22 protein-coding genes are annotated in these 22,144 nt (G+C 71.2%); 12 read left to right on the forward strand and 10 right to left on the reverse strand.

Annotated elements, in window-relative coordinates; translation table 11 throughout:
- Positions 1 to 427: glycoside hydrolase family 3 C-terminal domain-containing protein (locus BGO91_RS09820; protein ID WP_290472578.1), on the forward strand; the 427-nt coding region annotated here is incomplete at its 5' end.
- Positions 428 to 466: 39 nt separating this feature from the next.
- On the opposite strand, the gene BGO91_RS09825 is transcribed toward BGO91_RS09820, so the two are convergent.
- Positions 467 to 919: a hypothetical protein gene (locus BGO91_RS09825; RefSeq protein ID WP_290472579.1), complete on the reverse strand. Its 453-nt coding sequence runs from the start codon at positions 917 to 919 to the stop codon at positions 467 to 469.
- A 106-nt stretch (positions 920 to 1,025) separates the two neighbouring features.
- Positions 1,026 to 2,174, reverse strand: coding sequence for a linear amide C-N hydrolase (locus BGO91_RS09830; RefSeq protein WP_366925295.1), 1,149 nt, complete (start codon positions 2,172 to 2,174; stop codon positions 1,026 to 1,028).
- Positions 2,175 to 2,373: 199 nt separating this feature from the next.
- Here BGO91_RS09830 and BGO91_RS09835 point away from each other — a divergent pair, with 199 nt between their 5' ends.
- The 7 genes from BGO91_RS09835 to BGO91_RS09865 all read left to right on the forward strand — a co-directional run bounded on the left by BGO91_RS09835 (position 2,374) and on the right by BGO91_RS09865 (position 9,241).
- Positions 2,374 to 3,534: an ABC transporter substrate-binding protein gene (locus BGO91_RS09835; protein ID WP_290472581.1), complete on the forward strand. Its 1,161-nt coding sequence runs from the start codon at positions 2,374 to 2,376 to the stop codon at positions 3,532 to 3,534.
- A gap of 24 nt (positions 3,535 to 3,558) precedes the next feature.
- Entirely contained in the window at positions 3,559 to 5,361 is a 1,803-nt protein-coding gene (locus BGO91_RS09840) for an ABC transporter permease (RefSeq protein ID WP_290472582.1), read from the forward strand.
- Positions 5,358 to 6,215 carry an ABC transporter ATP-binding protein gene (locus tag BGO91_RS09845; protein ID WP_290472583.1) on the forward strand — a complete coding sequence of 286 codons (858 nt, stop codon included), beginning with the start codon at positions 5,358 to 5,360 and terminating at the stop codon, positions 6,213 to 6,215. The genes BGO91_RS09840 and BGO91_RS09845 overlap by 4 nt, the downstream gene beginning before the upstream one ends.
- Positions 6,212 to 6,937, forward strand: a complete 726-nt coding sequence (locus BGO91_RS09850; RefSeq protein ID WP_290472584.1) for an ABC transporter ATP-binding protein — start codon at positions 6,212 to 6,214, stop codon at positions 6,935 to 6,937. The genes BGO91_RS09845 and BGO91_RS09850 overlap by 4 nt, the downstream gene beginning before the upstream one ends.
- Positions 6,934 to 7,974: a putative FMN-dependent luciferase-like monooxygenase gene (locus tag BGO91_RS09855; RefSeq protein ID WP_290472585.1), complete on the forward strand. Its 1,041-nt coding sequence runs from the start codon at positions 6,934 to 6,936 to the stop codon at positions 7,972 to 7,974. The genes BGO91_RS09850 and BGO91_RS09855 overlap by 4 nt, the downstream gene beginning before the upstream one ends.
- Positions 7,975 to 8,051: 77 nt before the next feature.
- Positions 8,052 to 8,639 (forward strand): CMD domain protein, encoded by a 588-nt coding sequence (locus BGO91_RS09860; RefSeq protein ID WP_290472586.1) that lies wholly within the window; start codon positions 8,052 to 8,054, stop codon positions 8,637 to 8,639.
- Positions 8,636 to 9,241, forward strand: coding sequence for an alkylhydroperoxidase domain protein (locus BGO91_RS09865; RefSeq protein WP_290472587.1), 606 nt, complete (start codon positions 8,636 to 8,638; stop codon positions 9,239 to 9,241). Before BGO91_RS09860 ends, BGO91_RS09865 begins: the two co-directional genes overlap by 4 nt.
- A 9-nt stretch (positions 9,242 to 9,250) precedes the next feature.
- On the opposite strand, the gene BGO91_RS09870 is transcribed toward BGO91_RS09865, so the two are convergent.
- The 6 genes from BGO91_RS09870 to BGO91_RS09895 are packed head-to-tail and all read right to left on the reverse strand — an operon-like array spanning position 9,251 to position 11,986.
- The gene (locus BGO91_RS09870) at positions 9,251 to 9,850 is read right to left on the reverse strand and encodes a DUF1349 domain-containing protein (RefSeq protein ID WP_290472588.1); all 600 of its coding nucleotides are present in this window, start codon (positions 9,848 to 9,850) and stop codon (positions 9,251 to 9,253) included.
- 10 nt (positions 9,851 to 9,860) lie between these two features.
- On the reverse strand, positions 9,861 to 10,493 hold the full coding sequence (locus BGO91_RS09875; protein WP_290472589.1) for a hypothetical protein: 633 nt from the start codon (positions 10,491 to 10,493) through the stop codon (positions 9,861 to 9,863).
- Positions 10,490 to 11,062 carry a DUF6286 domain-containing protein gene (locus tag BGO91_RS09880; RefSeq protein ID WP_290472590.1) on the reverse strand — a complete coding sequence of 191 codons (573 nt, stop codon included), beginning with the start codon at positions 11,060 to 11,062 and terminating at the stop codon, positions 10,490 to 10,492. Before BGO91_RS09880 ends, BGO91_RS09875 begins: the two co-directional genes overlap by 4 nt.
- On the reverse strand, positions 11,059 to 11,376 hold the full coding sequence (locus BGO91_RS09885; RefSeq protein WP_290472591.1) for a hypothetical protein: 318 nt from the start codon (positions 11,374 to 11,376) through the stop codon (positions 11,059 to 11,061). The genes BGO91_RS09880 and BGO91_RS09885 overlap by 4 nt, the downstream gene beginning before the upstream one ends.
- Positions 11,373 to 11,564 carry a hypothetical protein gene (locus BGO91_RS09890; RefSeq protein ID WP_290472592.1) on the reverse strand — a complete coding sequence of 64 codons (192 nt, stop codon included), beginning with the start codon at positions 11,562 to 11,564 and terminating at the stop codon, positions 11,373 to 11,375. Before BGO91_RS09890 ends, BGO91_RS09885 begins: the two co-directional genes overlap by 4 nt.
- Positions 11,561 to 11,986 carry an Asp23/Gls24 family envelope stress response protein gene (locus BGO91_RS09895; RefSeq protein ID WP_290472593.1) on the reverse strand — a complete coding sequence of 142 codons (426 nt, stop codon included), beginning with the start codon at positions 11,984 to 11,986 and terminating at the stop codon, positions 11,561 to 11,563. Before BGO91_RS09895 ends, BGO91_RS09890 begins: the two co-directional genes overlap by 4 nt.
- 197 nt (positions 11,987 to 12,183) lie before the next feature.
- On the opposite strand from BGO91_RS09895, the gene BGO91_RS09900 reads away from it, so the two are divergent.
- The 4 genes from BGO91_RS09900 to BGO91_RS09915 all read left to right on the forward strand — a co-directional run bounded on the left by BGO91_RS09900 (position 12,184) and on the right by BGO91_RS09915 (position 15,597).
- Complete coding sequence (locus BGO91_RS09900) at positions 12,184 to 12,747, forward strand: RNA polymerase sigma factor (RefSeq protein ID WP_290472594.1); 564 nt, start codon at positions 12,184 to 12,186, stop codon at positions 12,745 to 12,747.
- Entirely contained in the window at positions 12,744 to 13,268 is a 525-nt protein-coding gene (locus tag BGO91_RS09905) for a hypothetical protein (RefSeq protein ID WP_290472595.1), read from the forward strand. The genes BGO91_RS09900 and BGO91_RS09905 overlap by 4 nt, the downstream gene beginning before the upstream one ends.
- Before the next feature lie 64 nt (positions 13,269 to 13,332).
- Positions 13,333 to 13,677, forward strand: coding sequence for a hypothetical protein (locus tag BGO91_RS09910; RefSeq protein WP_290472596.1), 345 nt, complete (start codon positions 13,333 to 13,335; stop codon positions 13,675 to 13,677).
- 114 nt (positions 13,678 to 13,791) lie between these two features.
- Positions 13,792 to 15,597, forward strand: coding sequence for a DEAD/DEAH box helicase (locus BGO91_RS09915; protein ID WP_290472597.1), 1,806 nt, complete (start codon positions 13,792 to 13,794; stop codon positions 15,595 to 15,597).
- 230 nt (positions 15,598 to 15,827) lie between these two features.
- Here BGO91_RS09915 and BGO91_RS09920 read toward each other — a convergent pair whose 3' ends face one another.
- On the reverse strand, positions 15,828 to 20,846 hold the full coding sequence (locus BGO91_RS09920; RefSeq protein WP_290472598.1) for an endo-alpha-N-acetylgalactosaminidase family protein: 5,019 nt from the start codon (positions 20,844 to 20,846) through the stop codon (positions 15,828 to 15,830).
- Between the two features lie 143 nt (positions 20,847 to 20,989).
- A complete protein-coding gene (locus tag BGO91_RS09925; protein WP_290472599.1) occupies positions 20,990 to 22,027 on the reverse strand; it encodes a LacI family DNA-binding transcriptional regulator in 1,038 nt (345 codons plus the stop codon).
- Positions 22,028 to 22,144 lie beyond the last annotated feature (117 nt).

A 22,144-nucleotide genomic window follows, 5' to 3' on the forward strand; every position in this document is an offset into this window, starting at 1 on the left:
CGTCGTGGCGACCCCGGCGGAGGCCGACTACGCGATCGTCCGCACCCACGCGCCGTTCGAGGTGCGGGCGACGACGTTCGAGAACTTCTTCCACCAGGGCTCGCTCGACTTCACAGAGGAGGCCGTGGAGCACCTCCGCTCGCTCGCCGCGGCCGTGCCGACCATCGTCGACGTGCACCTCGACCGCCCGGCCATCCTCACGCCGTTCGTCGACGCCCCCGCCGCGATCGTGGCGAACTACGGAGCCAACGCACGCGCTCTGCTCGACGTGCTCACCGGCGCGGCGACCCCCAGCGGAGCGCTCCCGTTCGATCTGCCGTCGAGCATGGCGGCCGTCGAGGCCAGCCGCGAGGACGTCCCGTTCGACACGAAGGACCCGCTGTTCCGCTTCGGGCACGGGTTGTCGCTGGAGCGGCGGAACGCCTGAACCGTGGGGCCCCGGAGGCTGTCCGGGGCCCCATCCGCGTCAGGGCGTGCTCAGCGGGATGCCGGCCAGGGGGAACGCGTCGATGAGGATCCACTGCCGTCGGTGGTCGTCGCGTTCGCGGCGCAGTTGCAGGAGCACGCCCGCCGACGACGCGACCAGGGGCCGCTTGGTCTGGAGCAGCCGCTTCGCGTCGACGCCATGGTGGCCGGCGCGGGCCAGGGCGTCGGCGAGCTCGCGACGGGTCGAGGCGTTGTAGCTCGACCAGGTGAGCGCGCAGATGAGGCTGAGGATCCCGAACAGCAGCATGAGGCCCGCGCAGAGGAGCACCGCTCCGAAGGCCCGGGTGGAGAACGAGGCCACGTACACGATGAGGTTCGCGAACGCGGCGGCCACGAACAGGCTGCCGGTGACGTAGTACGCGATCAGCCAGCCCCGTGCTTTGGCGCCGTGGTCGTCCGGGATGGCGATGCCGCTCGTGGCGGGCTGGATCATGGAACTCCCCCTGACGGTCGCGCAGCGGCGTCCGTGACGGCTGCGGGTCGTGATGGCCTCACTCACAACCTAGACGGCCCGAGCCGCCGCGGTCAGGAGTCGTGCATCAGGCCGCCTTCGGGTGCGCGCCGACCAGCTCCTGAACGGCCTTCGTGACGGCGGCGAACTCGTCCTGCTTCCGTGCCACGATCTCGAGGGCGTCGAGGCCGACCGCGAGGAGGTCCTCCGTCAGCTCGCCCGGGTCGTGGAACTTGTGGCTGACGTCGCCGGCGAGCCCGCCCTCCAGCGCGAGGCGGCCCACCAGGTCGAGCTTGAGCACCTTCGTGCCCTCGGCGAAGCTGACCTTGTCGAGATCGATCCAGACCATGTTCGGCCGCGTCGTCGACTCGAACGCGTAGCGCTTGTTGGTGAGGTCGAGCACGACCTGCCAGATCGTCTGCGACGCATCGGGCTTGCCCGGCTCCGGCGTGCGGAACGGCTGCGCGGCGTTGCGGATGATGCTGAACATGGCCGCCATCGCGTCGAGCTGCGTCTTCGGCTGCACCTGGTGCGCGACGTAGAACGAGGCGCGCGCGAAGCGATCGCTCGCGAGCGTCGATCCCGGGAGCGGCTGGTCGCCGCCGAGCCCCTCGACCTTCTTCACGAGCTCCAGCTGCTGGTCGAACGTGGGGGAGTTCGTCATCACCTGGTAGTCGCGGCTGTGGTAGACCTTCGGCTTGCCGTCGGTGTACTCGATGATCGCCGAGTCCCCGGTGGCGTCGTTGATCGCGAGGTGCAGCGTCGGCACGATGTGGCCGGTGGGATCGAAGAGCTGCGCGATCTCGACCTGCGACGTGTTCGTCCACTCCACGGCCTCGGCGACCGTCGCGAAATTGTCGAGGTAGTACTGCAGCCACACGGCCTGACTCAGCTGCGTGGCGTCGGCCTCCGGCGTGCCGTAGTCCGACTCCGCGAGCCACAGGACGTGACCGGCGAAACCCTCCTCGTTCATCCCGTCGGTCGCGATGAGGTCGAAGGCGGTGGCGACGATGCTGCCGTACTTCGCCTTCCAGGTCAGGGTGCCGTTGGCGCCGTCGGTGCGCTCGATCCCGCGCGGCAGCTTCCACAGGTTCGTCAAGAGATCCATGTGGAAGTCCATGTTCCGTCCGACGATCACCGATCCGTTGGCGTCGGGCCAGACAACTCGTGTGCACATCGCTCGCATCCGTTCTCTCGTTCCGGCCCTCGGCGTCTCGGAGGGCTGAGCACTCCCCATCCTGGTCGCCGCCACGCCGTGGCCGAATAGGTGATCTGGGGAGGTGCGGATCGCGCGAGCACACACCCCCCGCTACGCGCAAACTTTGTGACGTCCATTGCGTGCCGCTACCGACTGTGACGGGGAGGGTCGCGGTGGGCCGCTGGGGAGTCCTAGCCTCGGTCCACCCCCGACCCCCTCCCGTTCGAAGGACACCCCCATGAAGAAGCTCCTCCGTGGCGCGGCCGTTGTCTCCGTGGCCTCGCTCACCATCGTCGGCCTCGCCGCCTGCGCCAGCGACTCCGCAGCGTCGACGGACAGCTCGTCCGGAAAGAGCACCGTGTACTTCGGCGTCTCGGCCGCGACGACCGGCCAGTACGCGCAGTACGGCGAGCAGTTCAAGGAGGCCTTCGACCTGGCGGTCGAGCAGGTCAACGCGAAGGGCGGCATCGACGGGCACCCGGTCGCGCTGAAGTACGAGGACTCGCAGTCCGACCCGAAGCAGTCGGTGGCGGTCGCGCAGAAGTTCGTGGGCGACGACAGCATCAGCCTGGTGTTCGGCGACTACTCGTCGGCGGCCTCCATCCCGGCGTCGCCGATCTACACCGCGGGCAAGCTGCTGCAGTACGGCTTCAACAACTCCAACCCCGACTTCACGGCCAAGGGCACGCAGTACCAGTGGTCGACCTCCATCACCACGAGCGCCACGTACACGTGGACGGCCGACTACATCAAGAAGCAGGGCATCGACTCCGTCGGTGTCAGCTACCTCAACACCGCCGACTGGGGCATCCCCGCGTTCGACGCCTTCAAGGCGGAGGCCAAGAAGGTCGGCCTGAAGATCACCGACGCGGAGGGCGTGCTCGACACCTCCGACGACTACCGGCCGTCGCTGACGAAGGCCGTGGCCGGCAAGCCCGAGGCGTTCGTGCACATCGGCTACGGCCCTGACGCGGCGAAGATCGTCACGCAGCTGCGCGCGATCGGCTACGACAAGACCTTCTACGGAGGCCAGGACGAGGAGTCGTTCGACGGCACCAAGGACGCCGAGGGTGCGATCAACGGCGCCGAGTTCCTCGCCTCCAACCCGGCGAAGGAGGTGCAGGACTTCGTGAAGGCGTTCAAGAAGAAGTACCCGCAGGAGACCGAGGTGACCGGCTTCGAGGCCGGCGCCTACGACGCCCTCAACGTGGCCGTCGCGGCGGCGAAGATCGGCGGCACGAGCCGGGAGGGCATCCTCGCGGGCTTCAAGAAGGTCAAGGACGTGCCGAGCGTCGTCTACGGGAAGATCACCTTCGACCAGTCGACCCGCCGCGTCGCGTCGCCGCAGCTGACCCCGAGCATCCTGAAGGACGGCAGCTGGGTCGCGTACAACGGCTAGTCCGTCGACGCCACCGCACTCACCATGCTCGACACTCTGATCGCCGGCCTGCTCCGAGGGAACGTCTACGCCCTCGGAGCGGTCGGCATCTCCCTCGTCTTCGGCGTCATGAACGTCGTCAACTTCGCGCAGTTCTCGTTCTTCGGGCTCGGCGCGATGCTGTCCTGGTTCTTCATCGTGAAGATCGGGCTCCCGTTCTGGCTCGCCCTGATCGTCGTGCTCGCGATCTGCGGAGCGCTCGGCCTGCTCATCAACGTGACCGTCGTCCGCCCGCTGGCGAAGTACCTGCCGCTGGCGGCGATGCTCTCGACGTACGCCATCTCGCTGATCCTGGACAACGCGTCGCAGATGGCGTTCAGCGCACAGTTCCGCGTCTTCCCCGACGTGCTGCCGACCTCCAACCTGCACATCGGCAACATGCGGTTCGGCACCTCGGACGTCGTGATGCTCGGGACGACGGCGGTCATCATGATCGTGATGACGCTGTTCCTGAAGTACGGCAAGGTCGGCCGCGCCATCCGCGCCACCGCGCAGGACCAGGAGGCCGCCCTGCAGATGGGTATCCCCGTCGGCCAGGTGCAGCACGTGTCGTTCGTGATCGCCTCCGCGCTCGGCGGTCTCGCCGGCGTCTTCATCGCCCTCTACGTCGGCGTCGCGAACCCGACCTCGGGCCTGGATGTCGGCCTCACCGCGTTCGTCGCGGCCACGCTCGGCGGCCTCGGGTCGCTGGTGGGGGCGGTGATCGGCGGCTTCGTGCTGGGCGTGCTGGAGGCGTTCGGCATCCACTTCTTCGGCGACACGGCACGCGAGATCATCGTGTTCGTCATCCTGATCGTGGTGCTCATCGTGCGGCCGGGCGGGCTGCTCGGCAAGGTGCCGCTGGTCTCGAGCGAACCGCTGACGGGCACCTTCCTCGGCAAGGGCCGGCCGATCCGCATCCCGCGCTGGGTGTGGCTGGCCGCCTTCGTCGTGGGCGGGGTCGTCATCCCGCTCGTCGCGAACGACTACGTGCTGACCACGGGCACCCAGGTGCTGATCTACGCGATCATCGCGGCCGGGTTCACGGTGACCGCCGGGCAGGCGGGGGTGATGGCGCTCGGTCAGGCGGGCCCGATCGCGATCGGCGCGTACACCTCGGCCCTGCTCTCGCTCTACCTGCACTTCCCGTTCTGGGTCGCGCTGCCCGTCGCCGGGATCGTCGCCGCCGTGGTCGCCTCCATCCTCGCGTCGCCGATCTGGGGCGTGAAGGGCCACTACATCTCGATCGCGACGCTGGGCCTCGGCATCGCCATCGTCGCGGTGATCCAGCTGGTGCTGCCGCAGGGCCTCTACAACATCCCGGTGCCCGAGTGGTTCGGGACGCCGCTGAACACCCCGCAGGCGTACTACCTGATCGACTTCGGCGTGCTCGTGCTGACGCTGCTCGTGATGTGGCGGATCCGCCGGTCGCACCTCGGCAAGGTGATCTCGTCCGTCGGCTCCGACGAGGTGGCGGCGCTCGCCTCGGGAGTCCGCGGGCGCAACTACAAGGCGCTCTCGTTCGCCGTCTCGGGCTTCTTCGCGGGCATCGGCGGCTCGCTGCTCGCGCACCAGTACACGTACATCGACCCGACGATCTTCACCATGCTGATGTCGCTGCTGGTGGTGACCATCGTGATCCTCGGCGGGATCAACCTGCCGTACGGGGCCGTGATCGGCGCCATCGTGCTGATCGGGGCGATGGAGCTGCTGCGGTTCACGCCCGAGCTGCGCATCATCGTCTACGGGCTGGTCCTCATCCTCGCGGTGCGGTTCCGGCCGGGAGGGATCCTGGTGAAGAACGCATGAGCGAGCCGCTGCTGGACGTGAGCGACCTCGCGCGCCACTTCGACGGGGTGAAGGCCGTGGACGGCATCTCCTTCTCCGTCGCGCCGGGGGAGGTCGTCTCCATCATCGGGCCCAACGGCTCGGGCAAGACGACGACCCTCAACCTGATCACCGGCACCTTCCGGCCCAACAGCGGGACGATCTCGCTGGAGGGGGAGCGGATCGAGCGCGCCGACAGCGCGCGGATCGCCGAGCACGGCATCGCCCGCACCTTCCAGAACGGGCGCGTCTTCGCGACCCTGTCCGTGGCGGACAACATCGAGGTGGGGCTCCACTCGACCCTCCGCGCGAACCGCCCGTTCCGCCGGCTGTCGAACCTGTTCCTGCTGCGCTGGATCCCGCTGCTCGCGGAGCTGTACATCGCGATCGTCGGGACGCCGGCCTCCCGCCGCGAGCAGAAGGAGATCGACGCGGTCGTCGAGTCGGAGATCGACCGGTTCGAGGCGCGCCTCGGGCCGCGCCGCGACGACCCGGCGTACTCGCTCAGCTACGCCAATCGTCGCCGCACCGAGATCGCCCGGGCGCTGGCGCTCGCGCCCCGGCTGCTCGTGCTCGACGAGCCGACGGCCGGCATGAACCAGTCCGAGACGGGCGAGGTGCTCGAACAGCTGCTGGAGCTCAAGGCGGCCGGGCAGACCATCCTGCTGGTGGAGCACAAGCTCGACCTCGTGATGACCGTCTCGGATCGGGTGATCGTGATGGACGGCGGCCGCATCATCGCCGAGGGGCGCCCGGACGAGGTGCGCACGAACCCCGCCGTGGTCGAGGCGTACCTCGGCCGCCGCCGCGGCCTGGGAGGGGTGGACCTCAAGTGACCGAGCTGCTCGCACTGGACGACGTGAACGTCTACTACGGCCCGTTCCACGCGCTGCGGGGCAACTCGCTCACCGTGGGGGAGGGGGAGATCGTCTCGCTCCTCGGCGGCAACGCCAGCGGCAAATCGACGACGATGAAGACCATCCTCGGCCTGGTCCGGCCCAAGTCCGGCACCGTCCGGTTCGCAGGAGAGGACGTCACGCACGCCCCCACCCGCCGCCGGATCGCCGCCGGCATCGCCTCGGTCCCGGAGGCGCGGCGCGTGTTCCCCGAGATGACGGTCGACGAGAACCTCATCGCCGGGGCGTACACCCGGCGCGACAAGGCCGGCGTGGCCGAGGACCTCGAGCGGATGCGCACCCACTTCCCCCGCCTCGCCGAGCGCCGCCGCCAGCAGGCCGGGACGCTGTCGGGCGGGGAGCAGCAGATGCTCGCGTTCGCCCGCGCGCTGATGAGCCGGCCCCGCCTGGTCTGCATGGACGAGCCGACGATGGGACTGTCGCCGAAGCTCGTCGATCAGGTGCTCGACGAGATCGTGCGGATCAACCGCGAGCTCGGCGTCGCCGTGCTGTTCGTCGAGCAGCAGGCGGAGCTGGCGCTCTCCATCGCCTCCCGCGGCTACGTGCTCGCGACGGGCGCGATCGTGCTCGAGGGCACGGCGCAGGAGTTGCTCGACGACCCTCAGATCCAAGAGGCGTACCTCGGAAAGGCGGGACAGTGACCGGCACGGCCCAGCGACCCCAGCGGCTCGGGTTCTTCACCCGGCTGCTCGACGACGGGAGCGCACTCGACCGCTACCGCAACGCGATCGACCAGTTCGTGCGCGCGGAGGAGGTCGGGCTCGACAGCGTCTGGGTCGCCCAGCATCACTTCCACGAGAACGAGGGCGGCCTCCCGGCGCCGTTCGTGCTGCTCGCGCAGGCGGCGGCGCGCACCTCCCGCATCCACCTCGGCACCGGAATCGTGACGCTGCCCCTGGAGGAGCCGCTGCGCGTCGCGGAGGACGCCGCCGTGCTGCAGCTGCTGTCGGGCGGCCGGGTGGAGCTCGGGATCGGTTCGGGAGGCACGCCCTCCTCGTTCCCGCCGTTCGGCCACGAGTCGGGCGACCGCGCCGCGATCTACGACCGGCACCGCGAGACGCTGGTGGCCGCCCTGCGCGGGGACGAGCTCACATCGGACGGCGGTGCGCTGTATCCCGCCGCACCCGACCTGCTCGGGGCGATCTGGGAGGCGACCTTCTCGGCCGCGGGCGCCGAGCGCATCGGGCGCCGGGGCAACGGCCTCATGCTCTCCCGCACCCAGCCGCGGAAGAACTGGACCGACCCGACCTCACCCGAGCTGCAGGAGGCCATCGTCGACGCCTACCTGGCCGCGCTCCCGGAGGGCGTCGAGCCGCGCATCCTGGCGTCGCGATCGGCGCTGGTCGTCGACACCGAGGCGGAGGCGGCCGCGTGGATCCGGCGCGGCATCGACCGCGGGCGCAGCTTCATCGACGCGCAGGGGCTGGAGGTGCCGGACGGGGTCTCCGACGCCGAGCTGCTGGCCTGGCTCGACGTGCACATCGGGACGCCGGAGCAGGTGCTGGCGACGCTGCGCACCGACACGATCCTGGCGCGCGCGACCGACGTCGCCTTCCAGCCGCACCCCATCGACCCGCCGCACGCCGCGGTGCTGCGCTCCCTCGAGCTCATCGCCGCCGAGGTCGGGCCCGCACTCCTCGACTGGGCGCCGGCCCTGCCTGCGCCCGCGCACCGCTGACCCGCTGAACCCCGCGGAGAGCCCGCCCTTCCGCCCTCCGACCCACAGACCCCCGCGAACCATCGAAAGGACCGTCCATGCCCACCGACGTCATCGACCAACTGGTCGGCATCGCCCCCGGCGACGCCCTCGACGCCCTCCGCGACCAGCGGCCGAGCGCGCGCGCCAACGCGCAGGCCAGCTACGACGCCCTCTTCCACTCCGACGAGCGGGAGGAGGTCGGCCAGCGCGAGCGGCTCGCCATCGCCTACTGGACGGTCGCGCTCTCGCAGTCACCCACCGCCTCCCACTATCGCGACCTGCTCGCGGCGGAGGACGCCGACCTGCTCGCCGCCCTCGAGGCCGCGCTGCCCGGAGCGCTCACCGAGGGCCCGTACGGCGACTACCCCGCCGGGCCGCTGACCGTCGAGAACGTCGCCGGTCTCGTGTGGGCACCCGACGCGGCGCTGTCCGCGGCGGCCGGCGAGCGTCTCGCCGCCGCGCTCGCCCACACGCACCTGCTCGTCTACCGCCCGCGCGACTCGTCGGCCGACGCCCTGCAGGCCCTGCTCGACGCCGGCTGGTCCACCACCGGCATCGTCACGCTGTCCCAGCTCGTCGCGTTCCTCAGCTTCCAGCTCCGCGTCGTCGCGGGGCTCACCGTCCTGAAAGGAGAGCTCGCATGAGCGACACCGTCATCCGGCACGACTTCGAGGCCCCCAACGCCTTCACCCAGGCCGAGCTCGGCTGGGAGGCGTGGCTGGAGCCGCTGCCCCTCGACGAGCTGACCGAGCGGCACTACGAGGGACTCGTCGACAAGGGCCGGGCGAACAGCCCGTACTTCCGCCTGCTGGTGCGCGACCCCGACATCCTGGGCGCCCGCACCCGCACCGACAACGACATCTTCTACAACGAGAAGGGCGGCCTCACCCGCGCGCTGCGCGAGCTCTCGGCCGCCAGCGCCTCCCGCACCAACGGCTGCATCTTCTGCGCGTCCGTCCACTCCCGCTTCGCCACGCACAAGTCCAAGCGCCCGGACGACGTGCAGCGGCTGCTCGACGAGGGGCCGGCCGGGCAGCAGGACGACCCGCAGTGGCGCGCCGTCATCGACGCGTCGGTCGCCCTCACCGTGATCCCCGACGCGTTCGGTCCCGAGCACGTGCGGCAGCTCCGGGAGGCGGGGCTCGACGACCTGGCGATCATCGACGCGATCAACGGCGCGGCCTTCTTCAACTGGGCCAACCGCCTCATGCTGTCGCTCGGGGAGCCGACGCCGCCGGCCGCCTGAGCGGGCGGCTCAGTCGCCGTTGCGGAAGTCGCCCGGCACGTCGGTGGAGTACGCGATCGTGTCGAACACCGCGACGCAGGTGTCGCCCATCGGCGCCTGCGACATGAAGCCGACGTTCACCGGGCCGTCGTAGTCGAGCCGGAAGACGCGCACGAAGTCCCACGTCACGCCGTCCCGCGAGGAGTGGAACGCCCAGCCGGTGCCGGAGCGGACCACGCGCAGGTGGACGTGGTCGTCGGTGACGATCGTCGAGTTGCAGTCGTCGGAGAACGTGTTGGTCACGACGGACACGACCATCGGCTGCCCCTGCGGCGAGTTCTCGAAGCAGAGCTTCGCCCAGTGGTCCCGGTCGCCCCAGATCGCGAGCACGCCGGCGTCGAAGGTGGTGCGCGGGGAGGTCACCCGCACCCGCGCGCTGAGGGCGAAGTCCTCCGTCGGCGTGAAGCCGAGCGAGGTCGCCGCGTGCTGCTGCGGGCCACCGAAGGCGTCGTTGGTCCAGTCGCTGCCGGCGACCGCCGTCACGACGACCTCGCCCCCCGCGGTCTGCTCGGCCTGTCCTGCTCCGTTGCTCCACGTCAGCGGCGGGAGGTTTTCGACGACAACTGTCATGCGAACCAGGCTAGGGGATGGGACGCACCGCCGGCGTGGAGGTGTCGACCCGGACGGGGGTGCGGACGCGGGCCCGGAAGCCTCCCGTCAGCTGCGCGAAGACCGTCGGCTCCGTGCCGAGCGCATCCCCGAGCCGGAGGACCGCGTCGTCGATCGCGTCGACGATCGTGCGGGGCGACGCGCCGCGACGGCAGTCGACCGTCACCTTGAGCGCGGGCTGCCGCCGCACGCGGTACGCGCTGACGGCGACCCCCGCCACGCCGGGCACGCCGCGCAGGCGTTCGACGAGCAGTTTCGCGGGCACCGCGGTGTCGATCTCGATCTCGCCGTCCTCGCCGCGGGCCCGCACGACCGTGGCCGTCGAGCCGCCGCCCTGCCGGAGCGCGAAGGCGAGGAGCAGGACGATCACGACGACCGCGACGGCCAGCGCGATCACCGCGGCGAGACTCACCGTCGTCCCGGTCCAGAGCGGGCGACCGAGCACGTCGTCCGTCCAGGTCAGCGCCGCCGTCGACCAGGTGCGCCAGAGCGCGCCGGCGCCCGGGACGACGAGCAGCCAGACGAGGGAGGCCGCGATCGCGAGCGAGAGCAGCCCGACGACGGCGAGCAGTGCGCGGTTGAGCGCGCGGTTGGTGTTGTTCACGATCCGACCTTTCCTGCCGCGGAGACGAGCACGGAGACGCGGGCCGGGCGGGCCGGCGCGGCCTGGGCGAACTCCGCCGAGACGGCCTCCCGGACCGCGTCGCGGTCGACGCGCGTACCGGAGACGGGGATGATGCGGACGGTGGCGCTGCGGCGACCGAGCGCCACGCTGACGGCGTCGGGCGAGACCGCGGCCGTCCTCGCCGCCGCGCGGGCGAGCGCGGAGGCGAGCATGGTGTCGTTCGCGACCACGATCGCGTGCTCGGCCTCCAGCGGGCGGCGTGCCCGTCGGCCCGGCAGCAGCGCGACCGCGAGCAGCAGCACCCCGACGAGGCCGGCGACCACCGCGACGGCGATCAGCGGTGCCTGCGATGCGCCGGGGAACCCGGCGACGGCGGACAGCATCCCGCGCGGTGCGAGGAGGAGCGGACGGAGGCCGAGGAGCGACAGCACGCTTTCTGTCGCGACCCACGCGACGACCAGCGCCACGCACAGCGCGACGATCACGGCGGCGGTGGAGCGCGGCGAATGCGTCTCGCGTCGCACGATGCGGGTGGCGGGGATGCTCATCGCACCCTCCTCTCCGTGATGACGGCGCCGGTGGCGCGCACGTCGACGCGCGCGACCTCCAGGCCGGTGAGTTCTGCGAGCCGCCGACGGGCGTCGGCGGCGGCGTCGGCCAGCCGGACGGTCAGACCGGCGGCGGAGCCGGCGCCGAGCGGCGGGAGCGCCACCGGCGACTGGACGCGGACGGCGAGCGCGCCGCCGGCGTCCGAGATCCGCACGGAGGTCTCCGCCAGCCGGACCCCGAGCGCCTCGGCCGCGACCGCTCGCGCGAGGCGCTCCAGCGCCTTGGGGGCGATGCGGTCGCGCCCGGCCGTCATGACGACGAGCGGCGGCCGCGCAGCGCGTCGGCCAGACGTGCCACGTCGATCTCGCCGCTGAGCAGGCGCCCGACGAAGTAGCCGACCAGCATCGCGGCGGCCACGCCGAGGAACACCCAGAAGCCGAACACGGCCCAGACGACGGCGAGCGCGCCGGCGACCAGGACGCCGAACCGGGCGGAGGTCACTGGACTCGCGCCTCCTGCTCGTCCTCATCGTCGTCGGACGGGACGTGCACGTCGTTGATCGTCACGTTGACCTCGGTCACCTGCAGGCCGACGATCTGCTCGATCGCCTGGGTGATGGCGGTGCGGACGTCCGCGGCGACCTTCTGGAGGGCGACGGGGTACTCCGCGACGATGGTGACGTCGGCGGCGACCTGCGTCTCGCCGACCTCGACGCTGATGCCCTGGCCCAGGTCGGTCGCGTTGATGGCCTCGCGGATCGCTCCGAAGGCACGGGCGGCTCCGCCGCCGAGCGCGAACACGCCGGGGACCTCGCGGGCCGCGATGCCGGCGACCTTCGCGACGACGGCGTCGTTGATGACCGTCTTGCCCTGCGCCGACACGATGCTCGAACCGGCGGTGGTGGTGGTCGTTGTGTTTGCCATGCGTGATCCTTCCCTCTGTCCGCGGGGACGTCCCGCGGTGGTCACCGTGGTGACTCCTACCGCTGAGACGGGCGCAGGCATGCATTCGTCACGCTCTCGGGCGAAGTTTTTTTCCCGGCCCTCCGCTCGGCGTGCTGATCGTCTGTCTAACATGATGCGTGTGGTCGCCCAAGAGACCGCCGAGCAGAGGGGGTGCTGTGCCGAGGTCCAGCGTGTCCGAGCTGTGGGAGGCGGCCGACGGCCTCCTCGCCGGGCGCGCGGCCGACGGCGACACGGTCGCGTTCGAGGTGCTGGTGCGCCGGCACGGTCCGCTGATGCGCGCCTATGCCGCCCGGATGCTCGGGTCGACCGACGAGTCGGACGACGTCGTGCAGGAGACGTTCGTCACCGCGTGGCGGCGGCTCGGCGAGCTGGACGAGGGGGCAGCGGTCAAGAGCTGGCTGATGCGCATCCTGAGCCGACGGTGCATCGACCGCATCCGCGTGCGTCACGAGCACGACGACATCTCGGAGCTCGACGCACCGGCCCCGGCGCGCGAGGAGCCGAGCCGGCTGGCCGAGACGCACTCCGCGACGGAGGCGCTGGGCGCGGCGCTCGACCGACTGCCCGAGCTGCAGCGGCGATGCTGGGTGCTCCGCGAAGTGGGGCAGTACAGTTACGACGACATAGCGGAGGAGCTCGGCATCCCCGCATCCACGGTGCGCGGCCAGCTGGCCCGGGGCCGCAAGAGACTGCTCGAGGCGATGGAGGACTGGCGATGACCGATCCGCTCCTCCCGCCCGACGAGCTGATCGACGGGCACACCCTCGACGAGCTGAGCGACTACCTCGCGGCCGGCCGGCAGCCCGCCGACCCGACGATCGACGACTCGCCCCAGTGCCGGGCCGCGCTCACCGCCCTCGAGCGCCTCGGCCGCGCCACGCAGGACCTCTTGGACGAGGAGGCCGCGGCCAGCCCCGCCGACGACGACTGGGTCGGGCGCATCCTCACGGGCATCCGCCTCGACGTGCAGTCGGGGCGCCGCATCCCGATCGCGCATCCCGATCCGGCCGCCGACCTCGCACTGACCGAGGGCGCCGTGCGTGCACTCGTGCGCGGCGTCGGCGACGACATCGACGGCGTGCTCGTCGGGCGGTGCCGGTTGGACGGGGACGTGGAGACGCCCGGCGCGCCGGTCGCCGTGCACGTCGAGATCTCCGTGCGCTACGGGGTGCCGATGACCGAGACCGCCGCGGCGTGCGGAACGCGGTCGCCGCGGAACTCGCCCGGCACGCCGAGCTGACGATCGCCTCGGTCGACGTGCTCGTCACGGACGTGCGGGAGCCCCGCACCGGGAAGGACGCGCGATGAGCGGCACCCTCGCGACCGACGGCCCCGGCCCCGACGCCGGGTCGACGGCGGCGCTCTCGGCCCTCATCCTCGAGGTGCCCGGCGTCGCCACGCTGTACCCGGCGGCCTCCCCGGTCGGCCAGGTGGTCGCGGCGATCGGCTCGGCCCTCACCACCGGCGACGCGGAACCCGACACCGTGCTCGTGAGCGGCGACCGCATCCGCGTGCGCATCGGCGTCGACGGTGTGGAGGCGGCCGCCGAGGTGTGCCGGCGCGTCTACGTCGTGGTGCGCGACTGGGCCGCGTCGACAGGCCGCGCCGGCGCCGTCATCGACGTGACGGCCGCCACCATCGGCGGCTGACGCACGACATTCATGCCGAATGTCGACTCTGGAGGCGCCAGAGGCCACATTCGGCACGAAGGTGCGGCACCCGCTCGCGGCGCGCTCGCAGCCCGCAGGGACTACCGTTGGACGATGACCACGTCCGATTCCGTGCCCAGCGAGGCCGAGACCGCCGAAGCCGCGTTGACCTTCTCCGACCTGGGGCTCGACAGCGCTGTGCTGAAGGCCCTGAAGGACGTCGGCTACGAGACCCCGTCCGCGATCCAGGCGGCCACCATCCCCCTGCTCCTGGAGGGCCGCGACGTCGTCGGGCTCGCCCAGACCGGCACGGGCAAGACCGCCGCGTTCGCGCTGCCCATCCTCTCCCGCCTCGACCTCTCCCAGAAGACCCCCCAGGCGCTCGTGCTCGCGCCGACCCGTGAGCTCGCGCTGCAGGTCGCCGAGGCGTTCGAGAGCTACGCCGCGCACCTCAAGGGCGTGCACCTCCTCCCCGTCTACGGCGGGCAGGGCTACGGCGTGCAGCTCTCGGCGCTGCGCCGCGGCGTCCACATCGTCGTCGGCACGCCCGGCCGCATCATGGACCACCTCGACAAGGGCACCCTCGACCTCTCCGCGCTCAAGTACCTGGTGCTGGACGAAGCCGACGAGATGCTGAAGATGGGGTTCGCGGAGGATGTGGAGACCATCCTCGCCGACACGCCCGACGACAAGCAGGTCGCCCTCTTCTCGGCGACGATGCCCGCCCAGATCCGCCGCATCTCGAAGAAGTACCTGCACGACCCCGAAGAGATCACGGTCAAGTCGAAGACCACCACCTCGGCCAACACGACGCAGCGCTACCTCGTCGTCTCGTACCCGCAGAAGGTGGATGCGCTCACCCGCATCCTCGAGGTCGAGAACTTCGAGGGCATGATCATCTTCGTCCGCACCAAGAACGAGACGGAGACGCTCGCGGAGCGGCTCCGCGCCCGCGGATACTCGGCGGCCGCCATCAACGGCGACGTCGCCCAGGCCCAGCGCGAGCGCACGGTCGACCAGCTCAAGTCGGGCAAGCTCGACATCCTGGTCGCCACCGACGTGGCGGCGCGCGGCCTCGACGTCGAGCGCATCAGCCACGTGGTCAACTTCGACATCCCGATCGACACCGAGTCGTACGTGCACCGCATCGGCCGCACCGGCCGCGCGGGTCGCAGCGGCGCCGCGATCAGCTTCGTCACCCCGCGCGAGCGCCGGCTGCTCACCGCGATCGAGAAGGCGACCCGCCAGCCGCTCACGCAGATGCAGCTCCCGAGCGTCGACGACGTCAACACCACCCGCCTCGCCCGCTTCGACGACGCGATCACGGAGGCCCTCGGCCAGGAGGACCGCATCTCGCGGTTCCGCGACATCATCGCCCACTACGTCGAGCACCACGACGTGCCAGAGGCGGACGTCGCGGCGGCGCTCGCCGTGGTCGCACAGGGCGAGGAGCCACTGCTGCTCAGCGGCGACGACGCGCTGACCCAGCGGGTCGAGCGCGACTCCCGCTACGAGGACCGCGGAGGCCGTTCGGACCGTGGAGGCCGTGCCGGCGACCGCGACGGTGCTCGCGGTGATCGTGCCGCGCGCCGCGAGCGCAGCGACAAGACGATGGCGCCCTACCGCATCGAGGTCGGCAAGCGGCAGCGCGTCGAGCCGCGCCAGATCGTCGGCGCCCTCGCGAACGAGGGCGGCCTGAGCCGCGACGACTTCGGGCACATCCGGATCATGCCCGACTTCTCCATCGTCGAGCTGCCCGCCGACCTCCCGGGCGACACGCTCTCGCGCCTGTCGGGCACGCGGATCAGCGGCAAGCTGATCGAGCTGCGTCCCGACCGCGGCGCCGGCGCGCGCCGCGAATCCCGCGGCCGCGACGACCGCGGCCGCGACGACCGCCCGCCGCGCAAGCCCCGCCACTGACCCCGCGCGACATTCGTCACGAATGTCGTGAAAGAGCGCGCGTAAGTCCACATTCGGCACGAATCGCGCGGCAGACGTAAGACGACATCTGTGACGAATGTCGCGAAAGCGCGCGCCAAAGTCCACATTCGGCACGAATCGCGCGGGTAGGCGAACGTGCGAACGAACGGTGCCCCCGCCTCCCGGTGATCGACCGGGAGGCGGGGGCACCGTCGTAGGAGGGGCGGCCGCTACGCCCGGCGCGTCCGCCGCAGGCGGAGCACGACGCCGGCTCCGATGCCGGCGGCGGCCAGCAGCGCGAGCAGCGCCGCGACGCCGAGCGCGGTCGAGCCGGTGGAGGCGAGCGGGCCGTCGAGGCCCGGCGGGACGACCGCCGCACCGCCGCCTCCCGAACCGCCTCCGGCACCGCCACCCGGACCGCCGTTGCCGCCGCCCGGCACGTCGGCCGCCGTCACGGTGATCGCGCGCTCGGCGACGACGTCGCCGTCCACCACGACCTGCAGGGTGTGCGCCCCGGTGGCGAAGTCGGCCGGGACGGTGGCCGTCAGGCTCGCCTCCCCGTTCGCGTCCGTCGTCACCGTGCCGAGCGTCAGCGGGTCGGAGTGCAGGACCACGGAGGCGCGCACACCCTTTCCGAGTCCGCTCACGCCGACGGTGAGGTCGTGTCCGGCCGTGACCGCGACGGGAGCCGAGATCGCGGGGGTCCCGGCGGCGCAGGGCTCGTCCGCCGCCCGAGCTCCGGGCGCGAACCCGATCGGGAGGTCGGCGGCCGTGCCGTAGACGCGCAGCTCGGCGGCCGCGGCGAACGGCTGGCCGTTGAGCGAGCTGGTCGCCGTGAACCGCACGAACGACGCGGTCACCGGCGCGAACGGCACGACCTGGGTGTCGGGGGAGTCGACCAGCGCGCCGGTCGCGACGGTGGTCCAGGAGGCGCCGTCGTCCGAGACCGCGATCTCGTAGCCCTTCACGCGACCGTTCTGGCCGCCGCTCTGCCGGCCGAGGTAGCCGAAGCCGTCGACCGTCGACGGACCCGCCAGCGCCAGGGTGACCCAGTGCGGATACGGCGCCGACGAGTTCGTGTAGTCGGTGTGCCAGATCGTTCCGGGATCGCCGTCGAGCACGTTTCCGACGGGGCCTTCCCCGGCGCCGGAGGAGAGGTTCTCCGAGTCGGCGGTCGCCGTCATGGAGCCCGGCGACAGCATCGGCCGGTCGGAGACGGCCGTCTTGGCCGATCCGGTGACCGACTTGGTGACGCAGTCGTTCGCGTACGTCGCCACCACCGACAGCGTCGCGCTCGTCCCCGCCGCCGAGGCGGGAGGCGTGACCAGCCACGTGGTCGTCACGCTCTTCCCCGGGGCGACGCTGCCGAACAGGTTGCCGCCCTTCTTCGCGACCTGCGCAGTCCACCCGTCGGGCAGGCCGGTCAGCTCGATGCCGACGTTGGTCGCCGCGGTCAGCTCGTTGTTGGTGAAGGTCGTGACCAACGAGCCCGCGACGCCGGGGCTGAGGTCGGTGCTCGCCGGGGCGCCCACCGAACCGCAGGACGCGCCTCCGGCCTCCTCGCCGAGATCCTCCACGCGGAAGTCGTCGAGCACGAAGTCGGCGCCGTTCGCACCGCCCAGCTTGCGCAGCCCCACCCAGGTGTCGCCGCAGCCGGCGACGATGTCCTTCGCGTAGTGCGCCGTGTCGAGGGCGGGAGCGATCGCCTCCCGGTTCACGTCGGCCGAGGAGACCGTGCCTCCGCCGACCGTGTCCGCCCCGGTGACCCAGGCCCACTGTCCGTCGAGGTTCGTCTGGTAGTCGAACGACACCCGGTACTTGTGGCCGGCGACGAACGGGACGGTGGCCGGCACCGTTCGGTAGACGAGGCCGGTGTTCTCCTCGTGCGCCTTGAGCGAGTGCTCGCCGCTCAGCACGTCGTCGACGCCGAGACCCTTCAGGGTGCCTGAGTCGTACGGCGAGTGCGTGTTCTTCCACGCCTTCTGGCTGTAGGGGTCGTGCAGCTCGCTGATGGAGGTGCGCGGGTCGGTGCTGCCGCCGGCGTCGCCCTTCACGAACGGACCCCAGCCCGGCTGGTTGCCCTCGAAGTCGTCCGCCGCGATCACCGCGCCGTCGGTGGGAAGGGCGGTGGAGGTGTCGAGCATGACCCGGGCGTCGTCGAACGTGACCGCCGCCTTGCCGGCCACCGCGCCGAGGGCGACGGTCACGGTCCCGTTCGCGGGAGCGGTGAAGCCGACGGACGCGCGTTGCGAGTACGTGCCGTTCTTCGCGTCCGAGGCCATCGAGTTGGCGGCCGGTGTCGTGTCGAACGTGTTCGCGGCGATGGTCCCGGCATCCACCGAGAGGGTGGTCGCCCGGCGCTCTCCCGGCCCGATCTCCACGTTCGCGCTGAAGGAGTACCGCTTGCCGGGCTGCAGTCCGGTGACCTTCTGCGAGAGGGACGAGCGGTCCGTTCCGAGCACCGCGACGTTGTCGCCGCTCTCGGCCGTGGCGACCTTCGCGCCTCCCGTCGCGTTCCAGGCGGTCAGGTCGCCCGCGTTGAAGCCGGGGTCGACCAGCCCGCTGCCTGCGCCGTACTCGGCGGACGTGTGGGGCGCTGCACCGTCCGCGGGAGCGAGCACGTACGGCACGCCCTTCGCACCGTTCAGAGTGACGGCGCCGTCCGTCGCGTGGATGTCCGAGACCTTCACCCGGCCCTGGTCGGTCAGCTTGTAGAGGGTGAAGTCGGTCGTGCCGGCGAACTGCGGGGTGAGCGTGAAGGTCGCCGCGCCTCCCGCCGCGTTGACGTAGTACATCTTGTCGGCGTGGGCCGGCGACGAGACGCCGTCGGCATTCGGCTCGCCCCACGGGAGCAGGTAGGTGCCGCCCGTGGCGACGGTCGCGCCGTCCATCACGATCTGCCGCTTGCCGTCCTTCATCGCGACGGTCACGCCGCCGGTGAGGGTCGCGGTCTTGCCGAAGTCCCACGACTGCACCGGGAAGTGCTGCAGGAACTTGGTCGGGAGGTTCGCCGACCAGATGTTGGAGTAGAAGGTGTTCCAGTCGTTCTGGCCGGTCCAGCCCTCGAACTCCTTGATGTCCGCGCCGCCGAGCAGCGGGTCCACGTTCCAGACGTCGCGGTCGGTGTTGGCGATGAAGCGGACGATGTTGGAGTTGATGCCCTTGTTCGTCGCGCCGCCGTAGTTCTTGTCGTTGGCCCAGTGCGACCAGATCGACGAGCCCTCGAACTTGTACGCCCACTCGGTGGCGACCTGGAGGTCGAGGTCGCGCAGCTGCGCCGCGAGCCCGTCGGCCAGCCAGCCGCTCGAGTAGTAGGCGTCGATGTAGACGCCGGCCAGGTCGGGCACCTCCTGCTTGAGCTGCGCGAACCGGTCGACGATCGCGCCGGAGCCGAGGTCGTAGCGCTGGTCGATGTGGTAGCTCTGGTTCAGCCAGTCCCACCCGTTCACCTGGCCCTGCACCATCCGGTCGCTGAAGGTCTTGGCCTGCGGGTATGCCTCGGTGGCGTTCACGTGCACGGCGACGTCGGTGTTGTACTTCTTGCCGTCCTCGACGAGCGTGTTGAAGTCGGCGAGGCCGCCGGCGCGCGTGTTGTAGTCGCCGCCGTAGTCCGGGTGCCCGGAGTCGTGGCCCTCGTTGGCGTAGCCCTTGTCGAGCACCCACTGGCCGAGGTCGTCGGTGGTCATCGAGATGCGCTTGACGTTGTCGAGCGTCTTCAGGAACGGGTTCGTCGCCTGGCTCGCGAAGTTGAACGGGATGTGCTGCACGACCCGCTCGGCGACGCGGTCGGCGCCGAGGGGCCGGGTCGAGGCGTCGCGGTAGGCGATGGCGGCATCCTGCCAGTCGATCTTCCCGTCGCCGTTCGCGTCGGCCGAGAGCACGACGGTCGCCCGCGGCAGGGCGTAGACCGCGACGCGCGGGTCGGTCGCGCCGGCCGGGGCGTAGGTCCAGTTGCCGACCGAGAGCTGGGCGCGGCGGGCGCCGTTGCCGGCGTCCACGATCTGCGACTGCAGGCGCGTGTTCCAGTTGGTGTTCGAGTCCTGGGCGGAGTCGTCGGTCGCATTGGTGAGGATGCCCGCGGCGAGCTGCGTGCCGCTGACGAAGCCGTACGGCGTTCCGACGCTCCGCGCGTCCACCGGGGTCGAACCCGTGATCGCGAGGAACCGGTCGGCGGTGGTCGTGGAGTCGGTGGAGATCTGCGTGCGCGCGAGGGCGGCGGCCGGGTCGGACGAATCGACCGACACGAGCGACAGGTCGGGGATGGCGAGCTGGTCGACGGTCGAGGCCGCGCCTCCCTCGATCTTGGTGACGGCGAACTCGACGGTGCCCTTCGCGGCAGCGGTGATCGCCGTCGTGATCGTCAGGTCCGCGAGGTCGGCGAAGGTCGACACATAGGTGGCGGTGTCGGCCGTGGTCGTCATGGTCGTCGTCGCCGTGTGCGCGGTCCCGTTGATCGTGAACGTGTCGAGCTTCTGCGCCTGTCCGCCGAGGGTCTTGCCGTCGAGGTCGTACGAGATCACCTGCGGGAACTCGCGGGCGACCTGGACGGTGAGCCCCGCGCCGTTGCCGATCGCGACAGGGGTCGCGGCGTCGGCGGGCGGGTCGGGCGTGACCGGCGGCGGGGTCGTGTCGCCGGTGGCGAAGACGCGGAGCTCCCCGGCGGAGACGTTGGCGCTGCCGTTGATCGTGCTCGTCGCGACGAACTTCACGTAGCGGCCGGTGACCGGCTGCGAGAAGACGAGGTTCTGCACGTCCGTGGCCGAGGTCGGCTGGCGGAAGGTGCCGGTCGCGGCCGGCGTGCCCCAGTCGGCAGCGGCATCCTTCGCCACCGCGGCGCTGTCCGTGACGTAGACGGAGACATCGGCGACCGGCCCGTTGGACTGGTTCTTCACCTGGTACTGGATGCCGGTGAGCGGGAACGAACCGCCCACGTCGAGGGTGATCCAGTGGGGTAGGGGATCCGGGTCGCCGCCGTTGTACTTGGTGGCCCACTGCGTGTTCGGGTCGCCGTCGAACGCCGCGAGCGCGGTGCCGTCGAGGGCGGGCGGCGCGGGGTACGGCGCCGATTCGGAGTCCACGCCGACCAGCGCGTACTGGGTCTGGGCGATCGCGGCGCCGGCCGGGGGAGGGGCGTCGGCGGCCGCGGCCGGAGCGGCCGCGATCGGCACGAGGGCGCCGGCGGCGACGAGCGCCGCGGCTCCGATCGTGGCTGACAGGGCGCGGAGGCCGCGCGGGGGATGAAGGCTCACAAGGTCCACCTAGCTGCATCGTTGGGAAGGTATTGCCCGTATGGCATCGATAACACTAGGGGATTAAAGCCGGGACGGGAACCCCTGATATCGCTAGCAGAGTTCAGGCGGCTCGCCGTCGCGGCCGAGGTCAGCCGGTGCGGTCAGCCCGCGACGGGCGCGGGACCGCTCGACGCGCGCACAACGAGCGTCGGCTCGACCGAGGCCGGTGCGAGCGTGGTCCCCGGCTCCGTGATGTAGCGCAGCAGGTGCTCGACCGCCAGGCGCCCCATCTCGTCGAAGGGCTGCGCCACCGTGGTGAGCGACGGCGAGCAGTACTCCGCGAGGGTGATGTCGTCGACGCCGACCACCGAGATGTCCTCGGGGATGCGGCGGCCCAGCTCGTGGAAGGCGCGGATCACGCCGAACGCCATCTCGTCGCTCGAGACGAACACGGCCGTCACATCCGGGATCCGGCCCAGGATGAGGCCGTTCTGGTACCCGGAGGCGGGCGACCAGTCGCCCTTGAGCTCCGGCGGAGGCGTGATGCCGGCGGCCTCGAGCGTGCTCCGCCAGCCCTCGCTGCGGCTGACCGCATCCAGCCATTCCGTGGGGCCGGAGACGTGCCAGACGGTCTCGTGGCCGAGATCGAGCAGGTGCTGCGTGGCGAGCCGGGCCGCCTGCGACTGATCGACCGCGACGATCTCGGTGGTCGACGTGCGCGAGCCGTCGATCGTGATGGTCGGGATGGAGCGGGTGAGCTCCTCGATGCCCTTGGTCACGTGGATGAGCGGCAGCGCCAGCACGATGCCCTCGACGCCCTGGTCGGCGAGGCGCGACATGGCCTCCTCGATCGCGGAGGGGTCGAGCGACGGGCACGTCGCCGCGCTGACCGCGTAGCCGGCGTCGCGCGCGGCGGCCTCCACCCCGACCGTCACCGCGGTGCGGGAGTAGAAGCCGGTCTGCAGCAGCACGATCCCGAGGGTGCGGCTGTGCCCGGAGGACAGCATCCGCGCGGCGTTGTTCATGCGGTAGCCGAGCTGCTCGACCGCCGCCAGCACCTTGGCGCGCGTCTTCTCCTGCACGTTGGGGTGGCCGCTGAGCGCGCGCGAGACGGTCTGGGCGGAGACGCCCGCCACTCGCGCGACGTCCGTCATCCCGGGCGGCTTCGGCGCAGCGTCACGCCCGTCGGTAGTACTCATGCATGCAATGATAACGGCCGCATCGCCCGCACTACGGAGATCTGCGACCCGATTACCCCCTTCGGGCTACACGGGTTGTTATCGGTATCATTCTGTGCGACACTCGCTTCTCGAACC

It is taken from the genome of Leifsonia sp. 71-9 (assembly GCF_001898805.1).
Taxonomy (GTDB): Bacteria; Actinomycetota; Actinomycetes; order Actinomycetales; family Microbacteriaceae; genus Leifsonia.

Coding starts and splice junctions, on each gene's coding strand:
- BGO91_RS09925 (WP_290472599.1), bottom strand. CDS start 22,027: ATGAGTACTACCGACGGGCGTGACGCTGCGCCGAAGCCGCCCGGGATG.
- BGO91_RS09830 (WP_366925295.1), bottom strand. CDS start 2,174: ATGGGGAGTGCTCAGCCCTCCGAGACGCCGAGGGCCGGAACGAGAGAA.
- BGO91_RS09865 (WP_290472587.1), top strand. CDS start 8,636: ATGAGCGACACCGTCATCCGGCACGACTTCGAGGCCCCCAACGCCTTC.
- BGO91_RS09860 (WP_290472586.1), top strand. CDS start 8,052: ATGCCCACCGACGTCATCGACCAACTGGTCGGCATCGCCCCCGGCGAC.
- BGO91_RS09835 (WP_290472581.1), top strand. CDS start 2,374: ATGAAGAAGCTCCTCCGTGGCGCGGCCGTTGTCTCCGTGGCCTCGCTC.
- BGO91_RS09910 (WP_290472596.1), top strand. CDS start 13,333: ATGAGCGGCACCCTCGCGACCGACGGCCCCGGCCCCGACGCCGGGTCG.
- BGO91_RS09870 (WP_290472588.1), bottom strand. CDS start 9,850: ATGACAGTTGTCGTCGAAAACCTCCCGCCGCTGACGTGGAGCAACGGA.
- BGO91_RS09880 (WP_290472590.1), bottom strand. CDS start 11,062: ATGAGCATCCCCGCCACCCGCATCGTGCGACGCGAGACGCATTCGCCG.
- BGO91_RS09845 (WP_290472583.1), top strand. CDS start 5,358: ATGAGCGAGCCGCTGCTGGACGTGAGCGACCTCGCGCGCCACTTCGAC.
- BGO91_RS09915 (WP_290472597.1), top strand. CDS start 13,792: ATGACCACGTCCGATTCCGTGCCCAGCGAGGCCGAGACCGCCGAAGCC.
- BGO91_RS09885 (WP_290472591.1), bottom strand. CDS start 11,376: ATGACGGCCGGGCGCGACCGCATCGCCCCCAAGGCGCTGGAGCGCCTC.
- BGO91_RS09840 (WP_290472582.1), top strand. CDS start 3,559: ATGCTCGACACTCTGATCGCCGGCCTGCTCCGAGGGAACGTCTACGCC.
- BGO91_RS09895 (WP_290472593.1), bottom strand. CDS start 11,986: ATGGCAAACACAACGACCACCACCACCGCCGGTTCGAGCATCGTGTCG.
- BGO91_RS09905 (WP_290472595.1), top strand. CDS start 12,744: ATGACCGATCCGCTCCTCCCGCCCGACGAGCTGATCGACGGGCACACC.
- BGO91_RS09825 (WP_290472579.1), bottom strand. CDS start 919: ATGATCCAGCCCGCCACGAGCGGCATCGCCATCCCGGACGACCACGGC.